Origin of the sequence: Lentisphaera profundi (assembly GCF_028728065.1) — a bacterium.
GTDB classification, from domain to species: domain Bacteria; phylum Verrucomicrobiota; class Lentisphaeria; order Lentisphaerales; family Lentisphaeraceae; genus Lentisphaera; species Lentisphaera profundi.
Window position 1 is genome coordinate 1,325,056 of record NZ_CP117812.1, and the last position, 16,498, is coordinate 1,341,553.

Below are 16,498 nucleotides of genomic sequence, written 5' to 3' on the forward strand. Positions count from 1 at the left end.
TGTGAGATAATGAATGGATTAGTTTAGTAATCGATTTTTTTTACTTGACCCCAGTTACGAACTGAGTTGCCCATAAAAATATTTTTTGCCTGATGAAGGTCTTTTAAGGTGAGCACTTTCTCAATGGCTTCGCCACTATCAAGAAGTACTTGTCGTATTATGCTTGGGAGTAAGCCAGATTTGAGTTTAGGAACAATTTTTTGACCCTCTTGATCCATGATCATTAAAGTACTTATTGAACCTTCGCAAACATGGCCCTTTTTATTGAGAAGTATGACTTCATCATAATTATTATCTTGAGCGTATTGATAAGCCTTGGTATAGATTTCTCTACGATCAGTTTTGTGATATATGTAGGGATCTTTTGAGTTTATCTTGTCGCCTTTGTAGATACCAATAGATAAATCTTTCCAAACTGGGTTTTGGATATCATGATGATTGATAGTATGCAGACCATCAAAGTTTATGGCTATACGGACTTTGCTAAACTGACTACTTGAGTTGATTAATTTTTGCTCGAGTTCATTTAATTCTCGTTGACATTGTTTCTTGTCGAAATCCCGTAATAACCACTGGCAGCTTTGCTCTAAGCGAATGAGGTGACGCTCCAAGTAGTTGAAACTATTATCACGTGACCACAAAAGTGTGGTGAATACTTCTGATGGGGGAGGAGGGAAATTGAGAAATGAACTTTTGAGTAAACACTCATCCCATTCAGGGCCAGAGCCAGAATCGGCAACAATACCGCTACCAATTCCAAGCAAGGTCTGATTTTGGTGGCATTCAATTGTTCTAATACAGACATTAAAGTCAAAATCCCCATTGGGGTTCAGATGAAAGATAGAGCCGGTATAGATGCCTCTAGGTGAGCTTTCGAGGTCTTTGATTATTTCCATAGCCCGGATTTTTGGTGCACCAGTAATTGATCCTGGAGGATAAGTTGCATCTAAGATATTAAATAGACTTAGATCGGGGCTTAATTTCCCTTGTACTGTACCGGTCATTTGATGGAGTGAGGGGTAGCGGGTAACTTCAAATAGGTCTTTTGTTGTAACGGTTTGGCAGATTCTAGATAAATCATTGCGCATAAGGTCGACAATCATAATATTTTCAGCCTTACCTTTAGGACATTTACTTAGATCTTGTCGACGTTTTTCATCTTGCTTCCATCTACCAGAGCGTTTGGATGTGCCTTTCATGGGTTTGGTGGTGAGGGTATTTGCCCTTCGACTTAAAAATAGTTCCGGAGATAGTGATATAATTTGGTAATCATCAGTCTCAATATATGAAGCGTAAGGGACAGGATGATTTTTTATTAAGTGTAGAAAAAACTGTTCAGGAGAGTTTTTTAGTTCGAGTTCACACCTGAAAGTATAGTTGATTTGGTATGTATCGCCATTTTTAATATAATCGAGAGCTTTCTCAATTGAGTCGCAGTACTCGGCTTTGTTAATCAGTGGCTTAATGGAAACTTTGTTTAAGACTTCCTTGGCTTCAGGGATATGATCTAATTCCTCAATGGAGTCAAAAGTCATGGCCATGGCCATAGGAAGCTTATTATTTTGGATAATTTGGTGCTTTTCGTCAAAGGCTAAAGAGGCTTCATAGGAAAGAAAGCCTAGGACATGATGTCCCTGAGAGGCACTTGATTCAGCGTCAGTGATAAAATCTTTAATTTTCTCTTTTTTATTACAGCTCTTAACTGATCGTATTTGATCAGAAAAAAACAGTTTTCCTTCGTTTAAAAAGTAAGCTTTATTCATTTTTACGAATGATGATATCATCCACGTGTACGGGGATACTACGAACTGGGTATGTTAAAATACTGACTTGGCCTTTTAAGTCTAAATCTCTAAAGTCGCCACTGATCATCCAGTTTTTTGGAGAGCTACCTTCTTCATAAGCCACACATTTCAAAACGGAGTTTTTACCTACAGTGGTGAAGTCTACCCGTATTTTATACCAAGTATCAGGAAGCATTTTCATTGCAACCTCATCATAAATTCTATTATTATAGATTAATCTTAATACACCCTTCATCTGCCCGGTTGGGTACAAATGAACTTTAAACCCAGAAATACCACCGCCTCCAATACCTGCAGCAATAGTATTATTAGCCGTTGATAAGTAAAAAAAGCTTGTTTCTAAACTGTAGTTGGTCAGTTTTTCAGGACCAAATAATAAAGCATTCTCAGTATTGCCATTAAAAGTACTGGTTAAGGCATTGCGGTCACCAAGGGGATCAATCGTATAATTCCCTGAAAGTATAAAGAAATCCTCTTTAAAATCATCTACATTTGGATGGGTAAAGTTTTCACTAAATATAATATCATTATTATTTGAGCTTATTGAAGAGTTCTTCATGTTATTGCAAGAAGCAAAAGATAAAGCAATGAGGCTTAGCAAAATAAATTTCATTGAACGTGTTCCTTTTTGTATTGGCGCTGAACTTATCACCATTGAGAGGAACATAAAATCGTACTTGTGCTTAAAGTGCTGAAAAAGTATTTATTTTCATGGTGGCAGTTTTTGTGAAGTTTTTATTAAAGCTTGGACGAACGTTTAAGTTTTCAGCACTACTCAAGGTTACTCGAAGAAGTTTAATGACCTCCGACCAAGTTTGAGGCCTGTCATCAATATTAAACGCCATAAGCTTATGAACAGCTTTTCTGACAACAGAAGGTAGGCCAGGCTGGATTTGTCCGATGGGGATAGCGTCAGTTTCAAGTTTTTGTACCAGTACTTCCATCGCTTTATAATCCTCGTATGGAGCAACACCGCTCAAGCAGTTATATAGCGTAGCACCTAGGCCATAGATATCACATCTATGATCCAATTCTTTTCCAGCCGCTTGTTCTGGGCTCATAAAGTGTGGAGATCCTAAAATCATATCTTTTTGAGTGATGTCACTAGGCTCTTCTAGGCATCTAGCGATACCCAGATCAGTCAAGTAGGCGTGTTTAGTGCTTTGATCAATGAGTATATTTGATGGTTTTATATCTCGATGAATGAGCAAATTCTGCGACCATGCATATTGCATGGCTTCGGCAATTTGTAGAGTGTAGGTTAAAGCTTCTGTCAATTCTAGAGGACCACCAATTTGAATGAGATTTTTACAGGTTTTTCCATTAACCATATCCATAGCAAGGTAATAATCATCATTAAATTCTCCGGCATAAAAGACGTGTATGAAGTGTGGATGACGGTAACTAGATAAAAGTTCTATTTCTCTTCGAAAACGCAAGTGTTCTTCATGATCTAGTTTATCATGACGTATTATTTTTATGGCACTAGTTCGGTTCATAAGTTCGTGCTTCGCAGAATAAACTTCAGCGGTACTGCCCGTACCAATGAGGGCATCTATTTTAAAATCGCCAATACGACTTCCACTGGCGTAATCGGGAGAGGGTGCGAAAAAATCACATGTACATTTAGGGCAGGTTATTTCAGCCCCCCTAAGGTGTTCATTTACAGAGAGCTTAAGTCCGCATACATGACAGTAAAATTTGTATTCCATAAAAATGGCCAATTGAAGTTATTATTTATATAATAAATTTTGCATCAAAATATAATATCTTGCAATAGTATGCGGGAATATAGGGAAGCATGAATACACAAATAGTGTGTATTCATGCTAGAGATCGTGCTATAGGAAACTAAAGTTGATTTATTAGTTCGCGATACTGAATTAATTTGTCATCATAAATCGTGGCGTTTTGCGTATTTGGAAGCAGTTGACTTTCTGCACCGGTGAAGAGTTCGTTAAGTTCTTTCCAGTCTTGTTTAGAGGAGGCATTAGCCGCACGCATTGCAGCGCCTAAAGCGGCTGAATTACTGATCTCAATACGTTCAACCTTAGCTTGAAAAACATCGGCAATCATTTGAGTAATAGCGGTGTTGTTCGAAGCTCCACCAGTTAAGCGAATTGTAGAGATAGACTTGGCATGTTTTTCAGCATAAAGACGTAGATTCAGTATTTGGCTCTCAATTAAACCTACTAATGCTTTGGTAGGAGAAAAAGATGAGAGTTGTTCTTTGCTGAGTTGTGCCGAGCAGTGGGGGTACATTTCATCTACAATAAAGGGGAGATAATTACTGTCAGGATAAGGGGTGTTATTTGCAATAAGCTCTTCGCCTTCTTGCCAGTTAAGTCCTGTGGAAAGCAGTGCGGCCTCACGACTCAAAGAGCCATTTCTAAAACAAATTAAACTCATATAACCACCTGCGGGATTACCGAAGATATGGCCTACACCCTTGGTGTCTATCATTTCATAACCAATAGCGCCAAAGAAAGTATCAGAAGTTCCCATGCTGATAACAACAGTTCCAGGCTCCGCAGCTCCGCAGCCAATTAAACTATTGGGATTATCGCCAGAAGATAGGCAAATATCACAATCGGCTGAAAGGGCATATCTTTCTACGAAATATTTGGATACCTTAGCCGCGGCAGTAGAGGCAGGCTCTATAGAAGGGAGTTTATTGATGAGATTCGGGGCACAAGCATCGAGTAGGTTTTGATCCCATTGACTATTAGCCAGGTTCATTAAATTCATGCCAGCAGCATCAGAGCTATCGATAGAAAGGTTTTTTCCAGCGAAGATAGAGGCGCAAAAAGAACTAATGAGATGTATCGTTTGGGTTTCTTGATAGGCTTCAGGAGATTTTTTATAAAATTTTCTAATTTGGGCAGCAGTGAAGCGTTCGCAGTAAAGGGATCCCGAGAGTTCACTTACAGAGCCCTTTAAAATTCGATCCATTTCTTTACATTCTTCACTGGTTGAATTATCCATCCAGATGGGGACAATAGGGCGACTGAAGCAAGGGATTAAAACTTCACTTAGTGGCTCAGTACTTTTGATCTCGGCCAAGATTTGCGTAAACTTATCATTAAGGTAAACCGATGCATGCTGGTGACCAGATATAGAAATTGATTCTATTTGAGGTGTATAATCCTTTAAGGCAAACATCATTTTATCGATAGCTTTTAGATAGAGCTGAGGGTAAGAATAAAATTCTTGATTATTTCCTCTGATGAAACCATTTTCAGTTTCAAATTCAGGAAAATTTTCAGCAAAATTAATCGTATGCTCTTTAATGATCTTTCCTGCAGTACTATCGATGAGTACTGCAGAAAGGCTTTGTGTACTTAAATCAAGGCCGAGAGAAATCATCTGTTAACCAATGTGGATGTTATAGATGTTTTCATAAAGCTCTTGTTGACCAGAAATCTGCGTAGGCTCGCCCTTAGTAGCCGCAAGGTCACGTAGGTCAGAAAGACTTAGTTTACCAGCTTCAAATGCGGATCCTTGACCAGCGTCAAAAGATGAGTAACGCTGTTTAAGCATTTTTGGGATTTCACTGTTGTTGTTTACGTCGTCTGCAATCACGAGTGCTCTTGCAAAGTTATCCATAGCACCAATGTGACCGTAAAAAATATCTTCTAAGTCAGTTGAGTTACGACGCGTTTTTGCATCGAAGTTCAAACCACCAGGAGCAAGGCCGCCTTGCTGAAGAACAATGCGCATGATATCTACAGCGGAGTTAAGGTTTGTAGGGAATTGATCGGTATCCCAACCATTTTGTGCGTCGCCACGGTTAGCGTCGATAGAACCAAGCATCCCTGCATCAGCAGCAACTTGAATATCGTGTGCTGGATCGTGACCAGCAAGTGTACCGTGATTAGGTTCATGATTGATTTTGAAGTGCTTCTCTAATCCATTTTCACGTAAGAAGCCGATAACAGTAGCTGAGTCAACATCATATTGATGTTTCGTAGGCTCCATCGGTTTAGGTTCGATTAGAAATTGTCCAGTGAAACCAGTTTCTTCTGCATAGTTAACACACTGACGAAGAAATTCTGCGAAATGAGCTTTTTCACGTTTCATATTCGTGTTGAGTAGAGAGTCATAACCTTCACGACCACCCCAGAAAACATAGTTTTCGCCACCGAGGAACTTCGTTGCATCAATAGCCGCTTTAACTTGTGCTGCACCCTGACAAACGACGTCAAAGTTTGAGTTTGTAGCGCCGCCATTCATATAACGTGGGTGAGAGAAGAGATTCGCTGTACCCCAAAGAAGTTTTACGCCAGATTCGGCTTGTTTATCTTTTGCACGTTTAACGAGTTCCCAGAGGTTGGCTTCAGATTCTTCTACTGAATTTCCTTCTGGAGCCATATCACGGTCGTGAAAACAGTAAAAAGGTACGCCAAGCTTAGTAAAAAATTCGAATGCGGCATCCATTTTTTGGTGTGCTTGTTCCATTGGGTTAGAAGCATTTAACCAAGGGAGTTGTTGTGGGCCAGGGCCAAAGGGATCTGCACCAGTACCACAGAAAGTATGCCAGTAACAAACAGCGTAACGAAGATGTTCTTTCATCGTTTTTCCAGCTACGATTCTGTTTTCATCGTAGTAACGGAACGCTAAAGGATTACGGCTAGATTCACCTTCGAATTGGATTTTTTCAGTGTTTGGGAAGTAAGTTTTCATTATTCGTGTCCTTGGTTATTTATTATCAACTGTAATCATCATAACACTCCATTTTATCTAAGTCAATAGCAAAATGATATAAATCATGTTAAAACATAAGTGAAGTTAACATATAGTCATGTACCGCTTGTAATAATTGTTTAAGTTATTAACTATGTTAAACTATGTTAAAATAATCGAGACTATATAATGAATAAGAGGGTTAGCTTACAAGATGTAGCAAAGGCTGCAGGTGTATCCGCAATGACGGTTTCTAGAGTTATTAATAATCATCCAAGAGTACTAGAGAAAACAGCCGCAAAAGTTCAGGCAGTTATCAAAGAACTTGGTTATTCAGCGGTACCTTCCTTACGTAAAAGAGGGCGAAGAAGTCGAGCACATACAGGGATTCATACAGGCCAGATAGCTTTGGTGCTTTTAGGGATGGATGAAAGTTTCGCAAATAATCCAGTTATCGGAAAAACCTTTCACGGAATTAGAAGTCATCTATCAGCCAATGAGATTTCTACTGTATTAGTTCCTGTGCAAGATCAGAGAAATTTACCTGATATATTAGATAGAAGAAGTATTGATGGCATGATTGTAACGGGTGAATTTCCCAAAGAATCATTTAAAAAACACTTTGAAGGTATGCCATTAGTTTATATATATTGCTTGAGTAATGAGCAAGAGATTAATTATGACCAGGTTTTACCGGATAATAAAAAAGTTGCGCAACTCGCAGCAAAGAATTTTTTAGAGGCAGGAATTAAGCATTGTGCCTTTTTTGATCCTTCACCGAATCATCCCGAATTTCATATTCGTGGACTTGAGTTTTCGAAGCAAATTGAAAGTGCAGGCGGAAGGGTTGATATGTATTTGGATAAAGCCTTAAGCGAATCGCCAGAATCAGCTGAGCAGGATGTAGATCGCAATAAATTCAACAAAATGATAGATGTTTTTTGAATAATGAAAAAAGAGCCAAAGCCGTATTTTTGCCTTCGGATTCCGTTACCGCTATTTTTTACAGGCTAATGAGAGAGAAGGGAGAAGATCCTGCGAATTACCAAGTCGTTTCCTGTAATAAGGAAAAACCTTATCTAGAAGGTTTATATCCTTCGCCAAAATCGATAGACATTCAATCGAGTCTAATAGGGACAAAAGCAGCCGCCAGGTTATTAGAGCGTTTGGGGGATCCTAGTTTGCTAAGAGAAACGATATTAATCAGTCCTCGTTTCTAGTTAAATACGTCTAATATTGTAAGTTTCATAATCCATAGGTGTGTGTTCGAGAAATTTTATTCTCTCGAATTCGTTCTCTGTCAGTTGTAGGATATCCATGGCTTCTGATTTATGTTGTGATCTCTCACGACTATTCAAGAGTTTGAAGTAAAAAAGATAGGCATCTTGTGCTTCTTTTGTTCGACCAAGTTGATCTCGCATCGCAAAAAGCATATACCAACAATCTTGATTAGTAGGTGAGTAATGAGCGGCTGTTCGAAAACATTTCTCAGAGAAATCCATGCGTAAAAAATCATCCTGGTCTTTTTCGAGGATTTTCAAACCTAGAAAGAACCATTGGTGCCATACTACAGGTGCGTAAGTGATATTTTCACTTATTTGGTTAGCATTGCTACTTATCGTATGGTTTATAGAAGTGCCATGCTTAAGTTCTTTGTTGAATTTCAGCCATATCATAGCGCTTAATAAAACAAAAAATAAAGGAAATATAATTATTACCTTAGAAGTAAATAGCTGTGCCTTAGAGTATTTTTCTTTCGTGTAAATACTGCCTTTACAGAGCATTAATCCATAAAAAATGGCGATATGAAAAGCGTATATAGGGATATGGAGACCGTAGTCATAACTTGCATGACAGATAAAAATAATAATTGCTACGGTTGAAAAAGCAGCAAGGTTTTTGCTGATTTTCTTTTTATGAAGGTTTTCAAAAACTTGTTGTAAATAAAAGCCATTTAAGATTATTAATAAGATAAAGAAAATAATCCCAAATTCTTGAATAATATTAAAATAAGTATTTTCACTGTGATGAAAATGATTAGTTTTATTTATTGCACCAGTGTAGGAAGGGGAGATGCTACCATAGGATCCTGGGCCTATACCTAAAGGAAAATCTTGGATAACTTTAGGTACAGTCGCAAAAAGATCTTTTCGAACATCATCATTAATGCCTCGCTCGTTTAATTCACCTTCAAGTTCTAAGGGAGTTAATATAGAGAAAGCAATAACCACCATAAGTATGAAGAAAGTTTTTGTAGGGCTAGAGCTTTTTTGTTTAGAACAAAATAAATATGAACAGGTCAAGGAAATCATACCAAGTAAGTAGGCTCCCATAGAGCCAGATAGCATAATCCCAATGATTAGGGCGATAGATAGACTTGCGAGTACCGCGAGGTATTTATATTCTTTTTTTTGTGATTTAGTTAAAAATTGACAAGTAGGTATACTTAGAAGAGCAGCGCAATAAGCACCAAAATGATTGGGGTTGACGAAAGAAGCAAAACTTTTTCCTGTACGGCTATCCCAAAACCACCATATATAACCAGCGGTATCGCGAATTTGTTGTTGATACAGAACCGCTAGTATATTAAAAATGCCCATGATAACTACTACGTAGGCTAGGTATAATTTATGCTTTCTCTCCAAGTTGGCAGTGAGATATATCAAGGGGATCAAATTTATAATAAGTATGAGGATGCTTAGGGAATTTATAAAATGCAGGGTGTTCCTAAATGAGAAATCAGGTAGATCAAAGAAACCCATAACACTTCCTTCAGTCAATAAATTTTGAGCTTGGTAGTAGTAGCTTGCGTTATTCTGGTTTGTATTAAAGAGCGGGAGAAAAAAGAAAGCTATTGAGAAAATTAAGCATAGGCTACAGATAGTGAGGGGTAATCTGTTGACCCTTTGTTGTTTATGATTATTTACGGATTGGTGTAGAGCGGAAAGATTTAAAATGAAGGAACTCGCAAATAAACTTTCTACCATTAAACCACCACCACATATGTGGATGATTAAAACAGAAAGGATAATGGCGAGTAAAGAAATCATTTTTGTAAGTTTAAAACAAGACCAACTATTGCAGCAAGAAAGCAATAGTAAGCAAAGTATTCCATACGCTGTTTACGAATTATGATCATTAAGAATTTAATAGCAAAGAAGCCGGATATGGCAGCGCTTGTCATTGCTATGGCGTAGTTAATTAATTCTGCTTGAGTGACTTGTTGTTGCACTAAATCTTTAAGCTCTAAAATAGTAATACCAGCAATGACGGGAATAGACATCAAAAAAGAGAATTTAGCGGCTAATGCAGATTTTATGCCCAAGGCTTCGGCAATGGAAATAGTCGTTCCAGAACGTGATATACCAGGAAGTATAGCAATAGCCTGACCTATGCCGATGAGTAGACTATCCTTGGCATTCATGAAGGGCTTTTTTTTGCGCTTTTTTGACCATTTAAGAGAAAGTAAAATGAATCCAGTAACCATTAAGCAAGAAAATACCAAGTAGAGGTTGTGGTAGAATTTTTCTAAATAGTCTTTAAAAAAAACACCAATGATACCTGCAGGAATCATAGATATTAATATATATATGTTCATTGAACGGTATTGTTCATCTTCACTATCATTTGGCATTTTATTTGCTATGTGAGTATGCAACCTTGGTAGTTCTTTTATGAGTCGTATAATATCTTTATAGAAACATGTACAAACAGCTAATAAAGTGCCGAAGTGGACAAAAACTTCTAAGGCAATGCCGTTTTGTTTTAAACCCAATAGATCACCGAAAATAACGAGGTGGCCAGAACTGGAAACGGGTAAGAATTCAGTTAAACCTTGGACGATGCCAATGATAAGCATGTTGAAAAAATCATTCATGAATAGTTACTCTAGTACTCTTTGTTATAGTTATAGGTATAACCGTATCCATGAGTCGCTTGATCTGAGCCTGTGAATTTGATGTCATTGCTTTTAAAGTCGTTTACTACAAAGCCTAATAGTTTGTCTTTAGGTAGCCGCTTGACGGTAGCAGATACGTTAGGTGCTAAGGTTTTTCCTGCACGCACAACAATGACGGTTGAATCTGTAATCTCGGCTAAATGAACGGTATCAATAACCCTGACAGCAGGTGCGGTATCTATTATGATTAAGTCATAAACTTCTCTGAGTTGCATGAATGATTCCTTGATTTTTTTACCATCAATTAATTCAGTAATAAACTCGTCAGCGGAACCTGCGGGTAGATAGTCTAAAGCGCCAATTGCGTTTTTAATTATATATTCATCAATAGCTTTGCCACTTGATTTTAAATGATCCATCAGGCCTTCTTTTGAAGCATTTTCAAAAACCTTACGGAGTGTTGCACGTCTAAAGTCACCATCAATTAAAAGTGTTTTTTTATCGGTCCATGAGCAGCATAAAGCCGTGTTTAAAGAAGTAGATGTTTTTCCTTCGCTCGGTCCAAAAGAGGTGAAAATAACTATTTTACCAGTCATGTTCTTTTCCATAAAGAGGCGTAAGCTTCGATAGGATTCTGCTAGGACTGAGCTTTTTGGTACTTCATTAAGAAAAAATGGATTTTTTTTAGTTAGTTTAGCGGGAAAATGTGGAATGGTAGCTAAGCAAGGTAATTGGTTTTCTCGTGATATTCTAGAGAAATTAAAGCGTTTGATTTTAAGAAAGAAATTAAGTAAGATTAAAGCAGATGAAATACTGAAGCAAACTAAAAACCCTTTAATTATATATTTTGATTGCTGTGGCCAAACAGCACCTCCAATCATAAAGGGTTCACGCATCATTCTAGTAAAGTACTTATCACCACCACTTCCAGATAGAGCAACAATGGTTTCATGAAGACTATTTCTAAGATCACTTAGGCGTTGCTGTTGCTTCACATAACTTTCTAATTGAGAGATAACACCAGCGTTTTGTCCAAAAGTATCTTCTATTTGATCTGCCCGTATTAGGTAGTTCTTATTTTGGGCTTCAAGAGTTTTGATTCTGCCTTTGAGTGAACTAAAGATGTTTTTCCGAAAAACATCTTGTTCAACTTCAACAATTTCAAGCTGATCAGTTAGAGATGTGACTTTTGGATGTGACAGTTTATATTTTTTCAGCATTATTTTAAGCTGAGCTTCAATTCTATATTTTGATAACTGCCTATCTTTCCATTGTTGGATATCTTGTTCCAAGCCTGTTTGTGTCATTGAATAGCGACTATTATTTTGACTGACAATCTCTATGAGTTGGTCAAACACTTCATTGGCAAGTTCTGGATTGTCTTTTAATCTGTCTAGCTCAGGTTTTAGGATGTCTAGGGCAAATTGATTTTTGTTGGCATTCTCTAGTAGCTCAGCAATATATTTTTGATCAAATTCAATTTTTGTAGAAACAAATACAAAATTGTTGCGCGTTTTAAAGGCTACGATTTCTTTTTCGACTGTATTTATTTGTGTATCTAAATCTTCTACTTTACTTTGCATACTATTTTTGGTTGTTTCTACTTCACTACTATTGCTACTAATTCTTAATTTTTCATAGCCAGCAATCAGTAGTTTTAGGTATTGTAAAGAGGCTTCTTTAGAATATGAATCAATGGAGATGTCAATAATATCGTCATCGGCTCCTTCGACAGGGTCAAGATTTATAGTGAAGGAGGTAAGATTTATATTTTTCAGTCCTGGAAATTGATTTAGAACTTCTTCACGTATAACTCCATTAAGCTTTGAACTACGGAGCATGATCATGTGCTTATCCATTGGGTTTTTATCCCAATAGTTATAATTACTATTATTTATATCACCAGCAATTTGAATTGCTTGATTCTCAAAAATCTCAAAACGACATTCAGCACGGTACTTTTTGGGAAGAGTCATGCTATAGACCATCATGACGCCTGCACCAATTAATGAAATAGGACCTATAAACCACCAGTAATGAAGTAAGACTTTTGCATATTGAAGTAACTCGATTTCCTGAGAAAACTCATTTTTATTGGGGTCTTGATTCATGATATACCCATTCCTATTTTCTCCGATACTTTTAGATTTGCTTAGCATAAATTTTTCCCACATCATTATGCAATAAAAATAAAATAGCGTACTTTAAAAAAAATACTGACTTAGAATGCCTGGAATTTAGTGAGGATTGAGTTAAAAAGTAGTTTTTTTTTACATAGTTATTGTTCCGGGCAAGAAATAATTGTTTGCTCAGGTGATTAAACAACGTTAAGCTTGACTTTTCTATCAACACTGAAATCTTCTGCTCTAATTTAAAAAGGAACTATATATGAGTAAAATTGAAGTCTTTTACGATATCATCTCACCATATTCATTTTTAGCACTAGAGCTTATAGAGAAGCAAGGCTTGAAAGCAAAGCATGAGATTATTTTAACACCAGTGGTCTTAGGTTCACTATTGCAATCTACAGGCAACCCTGGGCCTGCAGGTATTGAGATAAAAAGAGGAGAAGCTTTACGTGATTGCTGTATGCAAGCTCAACTCCAGGGTGTTAAACTTATGGGACCTCCATCTCATCCTTTTAATAATTTAACTCTATTGCGCTTTATTAATTGTATAGAAGATTTAGATGAGCGTTATAAGGTGGCGATAGCACTGAACCGTGCATGCTGGAGCGAAAGTAAAGACCTTAGTACTGATGAGCATATTCAATCGGTATTAAAGGACTTGGGTATGATGAAAGCAGAATGGGAAGATATCTATCTTTTTATCAAAGAAAACAAAGGTCGACAAGTGCTAAAGCAGGCCACCGCGAGAGCCTTGGAATTAAAAGTATTTGGTGTTCCCACATTTCGAATTGATGATGAAATTAATTTTTGGGGCTCAGATAGGTTTGATTTGATTAATGACTATATTGAGAAACCGGAGTATTATCGCTTCGATGCTTATAAAAGAATGTTAAATATAGAATCAGGAATGTAGAAATGGATTACGAAGATTGTGCCTTATATATATATGCACAGGACTCAGCGTGGGTTCCCGAAGCAAAGCTAATGAATTTTCTATTGAAAATGAATGAGGCATATGATTTTTCCGGCAATAAAAAAGCTGTTTTTTATAATGGTTTAGTTAAGAATGATGATGAAACATTCATGGATTTTGAAGTTGAGGAAAAACAATTAAGAGAATTACTCGCCTTATATAAACACTCTAGTGTAGGTTTACTCGATTGGTTAGGGGATGAATTGCTCAAATCAGTAGCAGATGATTTTGATGATGTCGCTCACCAAGATGGATTAAGTGTCGATGGGATATCTTTTCTGATTGGAGATCATGAGATTATGAGTATAGAAAATAAACGGATTGTTAAAACAGGCTTTTCTTTTTCCTTTTATTGTCCAGACGCTCCAGGAAATGACCTATCTCGACTTAATAAGGCCTTGAAATCAGATGATGACTTCATGGAACATTTTACTCAGCTTCAAGACATAATTGGAACTGAATGTGATTTTATCATAGGACCTGCATAATTTGAACTTGAAACAGCCAGTTGATTTACATTGTCATTCAAATGTGTCTGATGGGGTTTTAACACCGACAGAACTAAGCAACCTTATGCATGCGCAAGGAGTGAAATTATTTTCCTTAACTGATCATGATACCACCGCAGGTTGTGAAGAAGCAGCGACGAGAGCAGAGTTTTTAGGGATGCAGTTTCTCCCTGGCGTTGAGGTTTCTAGTGATTTTAATGACAAGTCACTTCATATTTTGGGTTTAGGGATTGATTTGGAAAATGAAGATTTCCAGTCTTTTTTATCTAATAACAGGCATTTAAGACGTGAGCGGGCTGAGCAGATTCTATCCAGGCTTGAGCATTTTAATATTCATATACGAGATGAGTTATCACACTTTTCAGATGATGAATCTCCAGGACGGACTCATTTTGCCGCAGCATTAGTGAAGAAAAATTATGCAAAAGATAAAGGTGAAGCGTTTCGTCGTTATCTACTTAAAGGTGGAGCCGCGTACGTGAAATGTCCTTGGCCAGGGATGAAAAAAACTATTGATATGATTCATGTAGCCGGAGGGAAAGCCATTTTAGCACATCCTGGAAAGTATGGTTATTCACTTCCTGGATTACGTGGTTTATTTCGTCAGTTTCGTGATGCGGGTGGAGATGGTGCCGAGGTTTCTAGTGGACCACAAGCGCTAGGAGTCGTTCAACGCTTATCTCAACTTTGTTCTAAGTTTAGCCTTATGGTTTCTGCGGGTTCGGATTTTCATGACCCCAATTCGAAGTGGGTGCGAGCAGGAGAATATCAACAAATCCCCAAAAGATTAACTCGTATTTGGCAAGAAATGGAGTGGTTAATTGAAGAGTGATCCAGAGATCGTTTTTGATCATGAAGATTTCATGGTTGTCCATAAGAGAGCAGGGGACAATTTTCATAGCGATGATGGGGAATTAGGCTTCTTTCATAAACTCAAGCAGCAGCATGGTGAAATTTACCCTGTTCATCGATTAGATAAAGTTACGAGTGGCTTACTAATAGTCGCTAAAAACATTGAATCCTGCAGGGAGATCAACGAACTCTTTAAATCAAAAAAAATTGAGAAGTATTACCTCGCTATATCAGATAGGAAACCCAAGAAAAAACAGGGGTGGATAATTGGTGATATGGAAAGATCTAGGCGAGCTACGTGGAAACTTTGCGAAAGCCGCAAAAACCCTGCCGTTACGCAGTTTTTCAGTAAGTCTATTGGTACTGGCCAGAGAATTTTTTTACTGAAACCACAGACAGGTAAAACACATCAATTACGTGTAGCAATGAAAGCCATTGGATCTCCAATCAGCGGTGACCCACTTTATTGCCCAAAAAGCCAAGAGGTCGAAGAGCGCTGTTATCTGCACGCTTATGCAATGAACTTCAATTTTAGAGGTGAAGATATTCATATCATAAAAAAACCTTCACTTGTGGGACGATTTTCTTCCAAAGTCTTTCTTGAAGTTTTAGAGGAAAGTTATTTAAAACCATGGGAATTAGTTTGGCCTAAACGAAAATAAAATGAGTTAATGATGAATAAGAATAGAATAAAAGATTGGGCTGAACTGGTACGTTTGCCAAATTTATTTACGGTCCCGGGAGATATACTTTTGGGTATGTGCGCCGTATCGAGTTTTACTCAGTTAAATTTGACTAGTTATTTATACGCTCTTTTCATTTCCTTACTACTTTACTCTGGCGGAATGATTCTTAATGATATTATGGATTATAAAGAAGATAAAGAAGCTCGTCCGCAAAGAGTTTTACCCTCTGGTAGGATATCATTAAAATGGGCAAAAGCTGCTACGGTATCTTGTTTTTCAACAGCGATAATACTAAGTCATTTTCATAGTCAAAAACTCTTTATTATTTCACTTGTATTGGTGCTGGTTATTTATTTGTATGATGGACCTAGTCGAAAAATCCCTCAAATGGGATTTGTGACAATGGGAATGTGTCGCTCATTAAATATTTTATTAGGGGCACTCGCTATTAGTGACATTAACTTTGTAGTAATTTTAGTGGCTTTCTGTGAAGGTGCCTACATTTACGCTGTCTGTATCATTGCTCACAATGAAACCAAATGTCTACCAAAAAATATTTGGTGCAAACTCCCACTCATAATTATTTTGATAAGTGTTTCATACTTGGTTTTCTATAGTGACTTTTCATGGCTAAGTATTTCGGCCGCTTTGTTTATTTTATGGTCAACATTTAATATCGTTAAAGATCTGAATGACTTGTTGCCAGTATCAAAAATCCCTATGTATATTGGGAAATTGATTAGGAATTTAATACCTTTACAATTCTGCTTGGCTTTATGTGTAGCCCCTAAGTACTGGTATCTCTGTTTAGTTTTAATGCTATGTCTTCCACTATGTGCGAAACTCGCAAAAAAAGTAACAATGAGTTAGTGTACAAGTCTGTTTTGTAATGGCGGTATTTGACTAAATATTGCCGATATCATCCTATCTTTATAAATTGTCGATAAGTAATGTATCTACAGA

15 protein-coding genes are annotated in these 16,498 nt (G+C 37.3%); 7 read left to right on the forward strand and 8 right to left on the reverse strand.

Annotated features, from left to right (window positions below):
• Positions 1-23 precede the first annotated feature (23 nt).
• The 5 genes from pabB to xylA form a co-directional block, all read right to left on the reverse strand.
• On the reverse strand, positions 24-1,763 hold the full coding sequence (gene pabB / locus PQO03_RS16640) for an aminodeoxychorismate synthase component I (RefSeq protein ID WP_274151854.1): 1,740 nt from the start codon (positions 1,761-1,763) through the stop codon (positions 24-26).
• Complete coding sequence (locus tag PQO03_RS16645; RefSeq protein WP_274151856.1) at positions 1,756-2,418, reverse strand: hypothetical protein; 663 nt, start codon at positions 2,416-2,418, stop codon at positions 1,756-1,758. The genes pabB and PQO03_RS16645 overlap by 8 nt, the downstream gene beginning before the upstream one ends.
• 70 nt (positions 2,419-2,488) lie before the next feature.
• Complete coding sequence (locus PQO03_RS16650) at positions 2,489-3,517, reverse strand: serine/threonine-protein kinase (RefSeq protein ID WP_274151857.1); 1,029 nt, start codon at positions 3,515-3,517, stop codon at positions 2,489-2,491.
• 139 nt (positions 3,518-3,656) lie between these two features.
• Positions 3,657-5,171: a xylulokinase gene (locus tag PQO03_RS16655; protein ID WP_274151860.1), complete on the reverse strand. Its 1,515-nt coding sequence runs from the start codon at positions 5,169-5,171 to the stop codon at positions 3,657-3,659.
• A gap of 3 nt (positions 5,172-5,174) precedes the next feature.
• Entirely contained in the window at positions 5,175-6,488 is a 1,314-nt protein-coding gene (gene xylA / locus PQO03_RS16660) for a xylose isomerase (RefSeq protein WP_274151861.1), read from the reverse strand.
• Between the two features lie 189 nt (positions 6,489-6,677).
• Between xylA and PQO03_RS16665 the strand changes: the two genes are divergently transcribed.
• Both PQO03_RS16665 and PQO03_RS16670 read left to right on the forward strand, forming a co-directional pair.
• Positions 6,678-7,433, forward strand: coding sequence for a LacI family DNA-binding transcriptional regulator (locus PQO03_RS16665; protein ID WP_274151863.1), 756 nt, complete (start codon positions 6,678-6,680; stop codon positions 7,431-7,433).
• Positions 7,430-7,708, forward strand: a complete 279-nt coding sequence (locus PQO03_RS16670; protein ID WP_274151864.1) for a type 1 periplasmic-binding domain-containing protein — start codon at positions 7,430-7,432, stop codon at positions 7,706-7,708. The genes PQO03_RS16665 and PQO03_RS16670 overlap by 4 nt, the downstream gene beginning before the upstream one ends.
• On the opposite strand, the gene PQO03_RS16675 is transcribed toward PQO03_RS16670, so the two are convergent.
• From PQO03_RS16675 to PQO03_RS16685, 3 genes are read right to left on the reverse strand one after another with little or no spacing between them, the layout of a single operon-like run.
• Positions 7,709-9,538, reverse strand: coding sequence for an O-antigen ligase family protein (locus tag PQO03_RS16675; RefSeq protein WP_274151866.1), 1,830 nt, complete (start codon positions 9,536-9,538; stop codon positions 7,709-7,711).
• Positions 9,535-10,365 carry an undecaprenyl-diphosphate phosphatase gene (locus PQO03_RS16680; RefSeq protein WP_274151868.1) on the reverse strand — a complete coding sequence of 277 codons (831 nt, stop codon included), beginning with the start codon at positions 10,363-10,365 and terminating at the stop codon, positions 9,535-9,537. The genes PQO03_RS16675 and PQO03_RS16680 overlap by 4 nt, the downstream gene beginning before the upstream one ends.
• Positions 10,366-10,376: 11 nt before the next feature.
• Complete coding sequence (locus tag PQO03_RS16685; RefSeq protein ID WP_274151870.1) at positions 10,377-12,563, reverse strand: polysaccharide biosynthesis tyrosine autokinase; 2,187 nt, start codon at positions 12,561-12,563, stop codon at positions 10,377-10,379.
• A 211-nt stretch (positions 12,564-12,774) separates the two neighbouring features.
• Between PQO03_RS16685 and PQO03_RS16690 the strand changes: the two genes are divergently transcribed.
• From PQO03_RS16690 to PQO03_RS16710, 5 genes are read left to right on the forward strand one after another with little or no spacing between them, the layout of a single operon-like run.
• Positions 12,775-13,428 carry a 2-hydroxychromene-2-carboxylate isomerase gene (locus PQO03_RS16690; RefSeq protein ID WP_274151872.1) on the forward strand — a complete coding sequence of 218 codons (654 nt, stop codon included), beginning with the start codon at positions 12,775-12,777 and terminating at the stop codon, positions 13,426-13,428.
• Between the two features lie 2 nt (positions 13,429-13,430).
• On the forward strand, positions 13,431-13,976 hold the full coding sequence (locus PQO03_RS16695; protein WP_274151873.1) for a hypothetical protein: 546 nt from the start codon (positions 13,431-13,433) through the stop codon (positions 13,974-13,976).
• 1 nt (position 13,977) lies between these two features.
• The gene (locus tag PQO03_RS16700; protein ID WP_274151875.1) at positions 13,978-14,829 is read left to right on the forward strand and encodes a PHP domain-containing protein; all 852 of its coding nucleotides are present in this window, start codon (positions 13,978-13,980) and stop codon (positions 14,827-14,829) included.
• Complete coding sequence (locus PQO03_RS16705) at positions 14,819-15,511, forward strand: TIGR01621 family pseudouridine synthase (RefSeq protein WP_274151876.1); 693 nt, start codon at positions 14,819-14,821, stop codon at positions 15,509-15,511. The genes PQO03_RS16700 and PQO03_RS16705 overlap by 11 nt, the downstream gene beginning before the upstream one ends.
• Before the next feature lie 12 nt (positions 15,512-15,523).
• Positions 15,524-16,405 carry a UbiA family prenyltransferase gene (locus tag PQO03_RS16710; RefSeq protein WP_274151878.1) on the forward strand — a complete coding sequence of 294 codons (882 nt, stop codon included), beginning with the start codon at positions 15,524-15,526 and terminating at the stop codon, positions 16,403-16,405.
• The last annotated feature ends 93 nt before the right edge of the window (positions 16,406-16,498 follow it).

Bases quoted from the DNA above. Each gene is read 5' to 3' on its own strand.
- PQO03_RS16695 (WP_274151873.1), top strand. From the start codon at position 13,431: ATGGATTACGAAGATTGTGCCTTATATATATATGCACAGGACTCAGCG.
- PQO03_RS16685 (WP_274151870.1), bottom strand. From the start codon at position 12,563: ATGATGTGGGAAAAATTTATGCTAAGCAAATCTAAAAGTATCGGAGAA.
- PQO03_RS16650 (WP_274151857.1), bottom strand. From the start codon at position 3,517: ATGGAATACAAATTTTACTGTCATGTATGCGGACTTAAGCTCTCTGTA.
- xylA (WP_274151861.1), bottom strand. From the start codon at position 6,488: ATGAAAACTTACTTCCCAAACACTGAAAAAATCCAATTCGAAGGTGAA.
- PQO03_RS16645 (WP_274151856.1), bottom strand. From the start codon at position 2,418: ATGAAATTTATTTTGCTAAGCCTCATTGCTTTATCTTTTGCTTCTTGC.
- pabB (WP_274151854.1), bottom strand. From the start codon at position 1,763: ATGAATAAAGCTTACTTTTTAAACGAAGGAAAACTGTTTTTTTCTGAT.
- PQO03_RS16680 (WP_274151868.1), bottom strand. From the start codon at position 10,365: ATGAATGATTTTTTCAACATGCTTATCATTGGCATCGTCCAAGGTTTA.
- PQO03_RS16655 (WP_274151860.1), bottom strand. From the start codon at position 5,171: ATGATTTCTCTCGGCCTTGATTTAAGTACACAAAGCCTTTCTGCAGTA.
- PQO03_RS16690 (WP_274151872.1), top strand. From the start codon at position 12,775: ATGAGTAAAATTGAAGTCTTTTACGATATCATCTCACCATATTCATTT.
- PQO03_RS16710 (WP_274151878.1), top strand. From the start codon at position 15,524: ATGAATAAGAATAGAATAAAAGATTGGGCTGAACTGGTACGTTTGCCA.
- PQO03_RS16665 (WP_274151863.1), top strand. From the start codon at position 6,678: ATGAATAAGAGGGTTAGCTTACAAGATGTAGCAAAGGCTGCAGGTGTA.
- PQO03_RS16675 (WP_274151866.1), bottom strand. From the start codon at position 9,538: ATGATTTCTTTACTCGCCATTATCCTTTCTGTTTTAATCATCCACATA.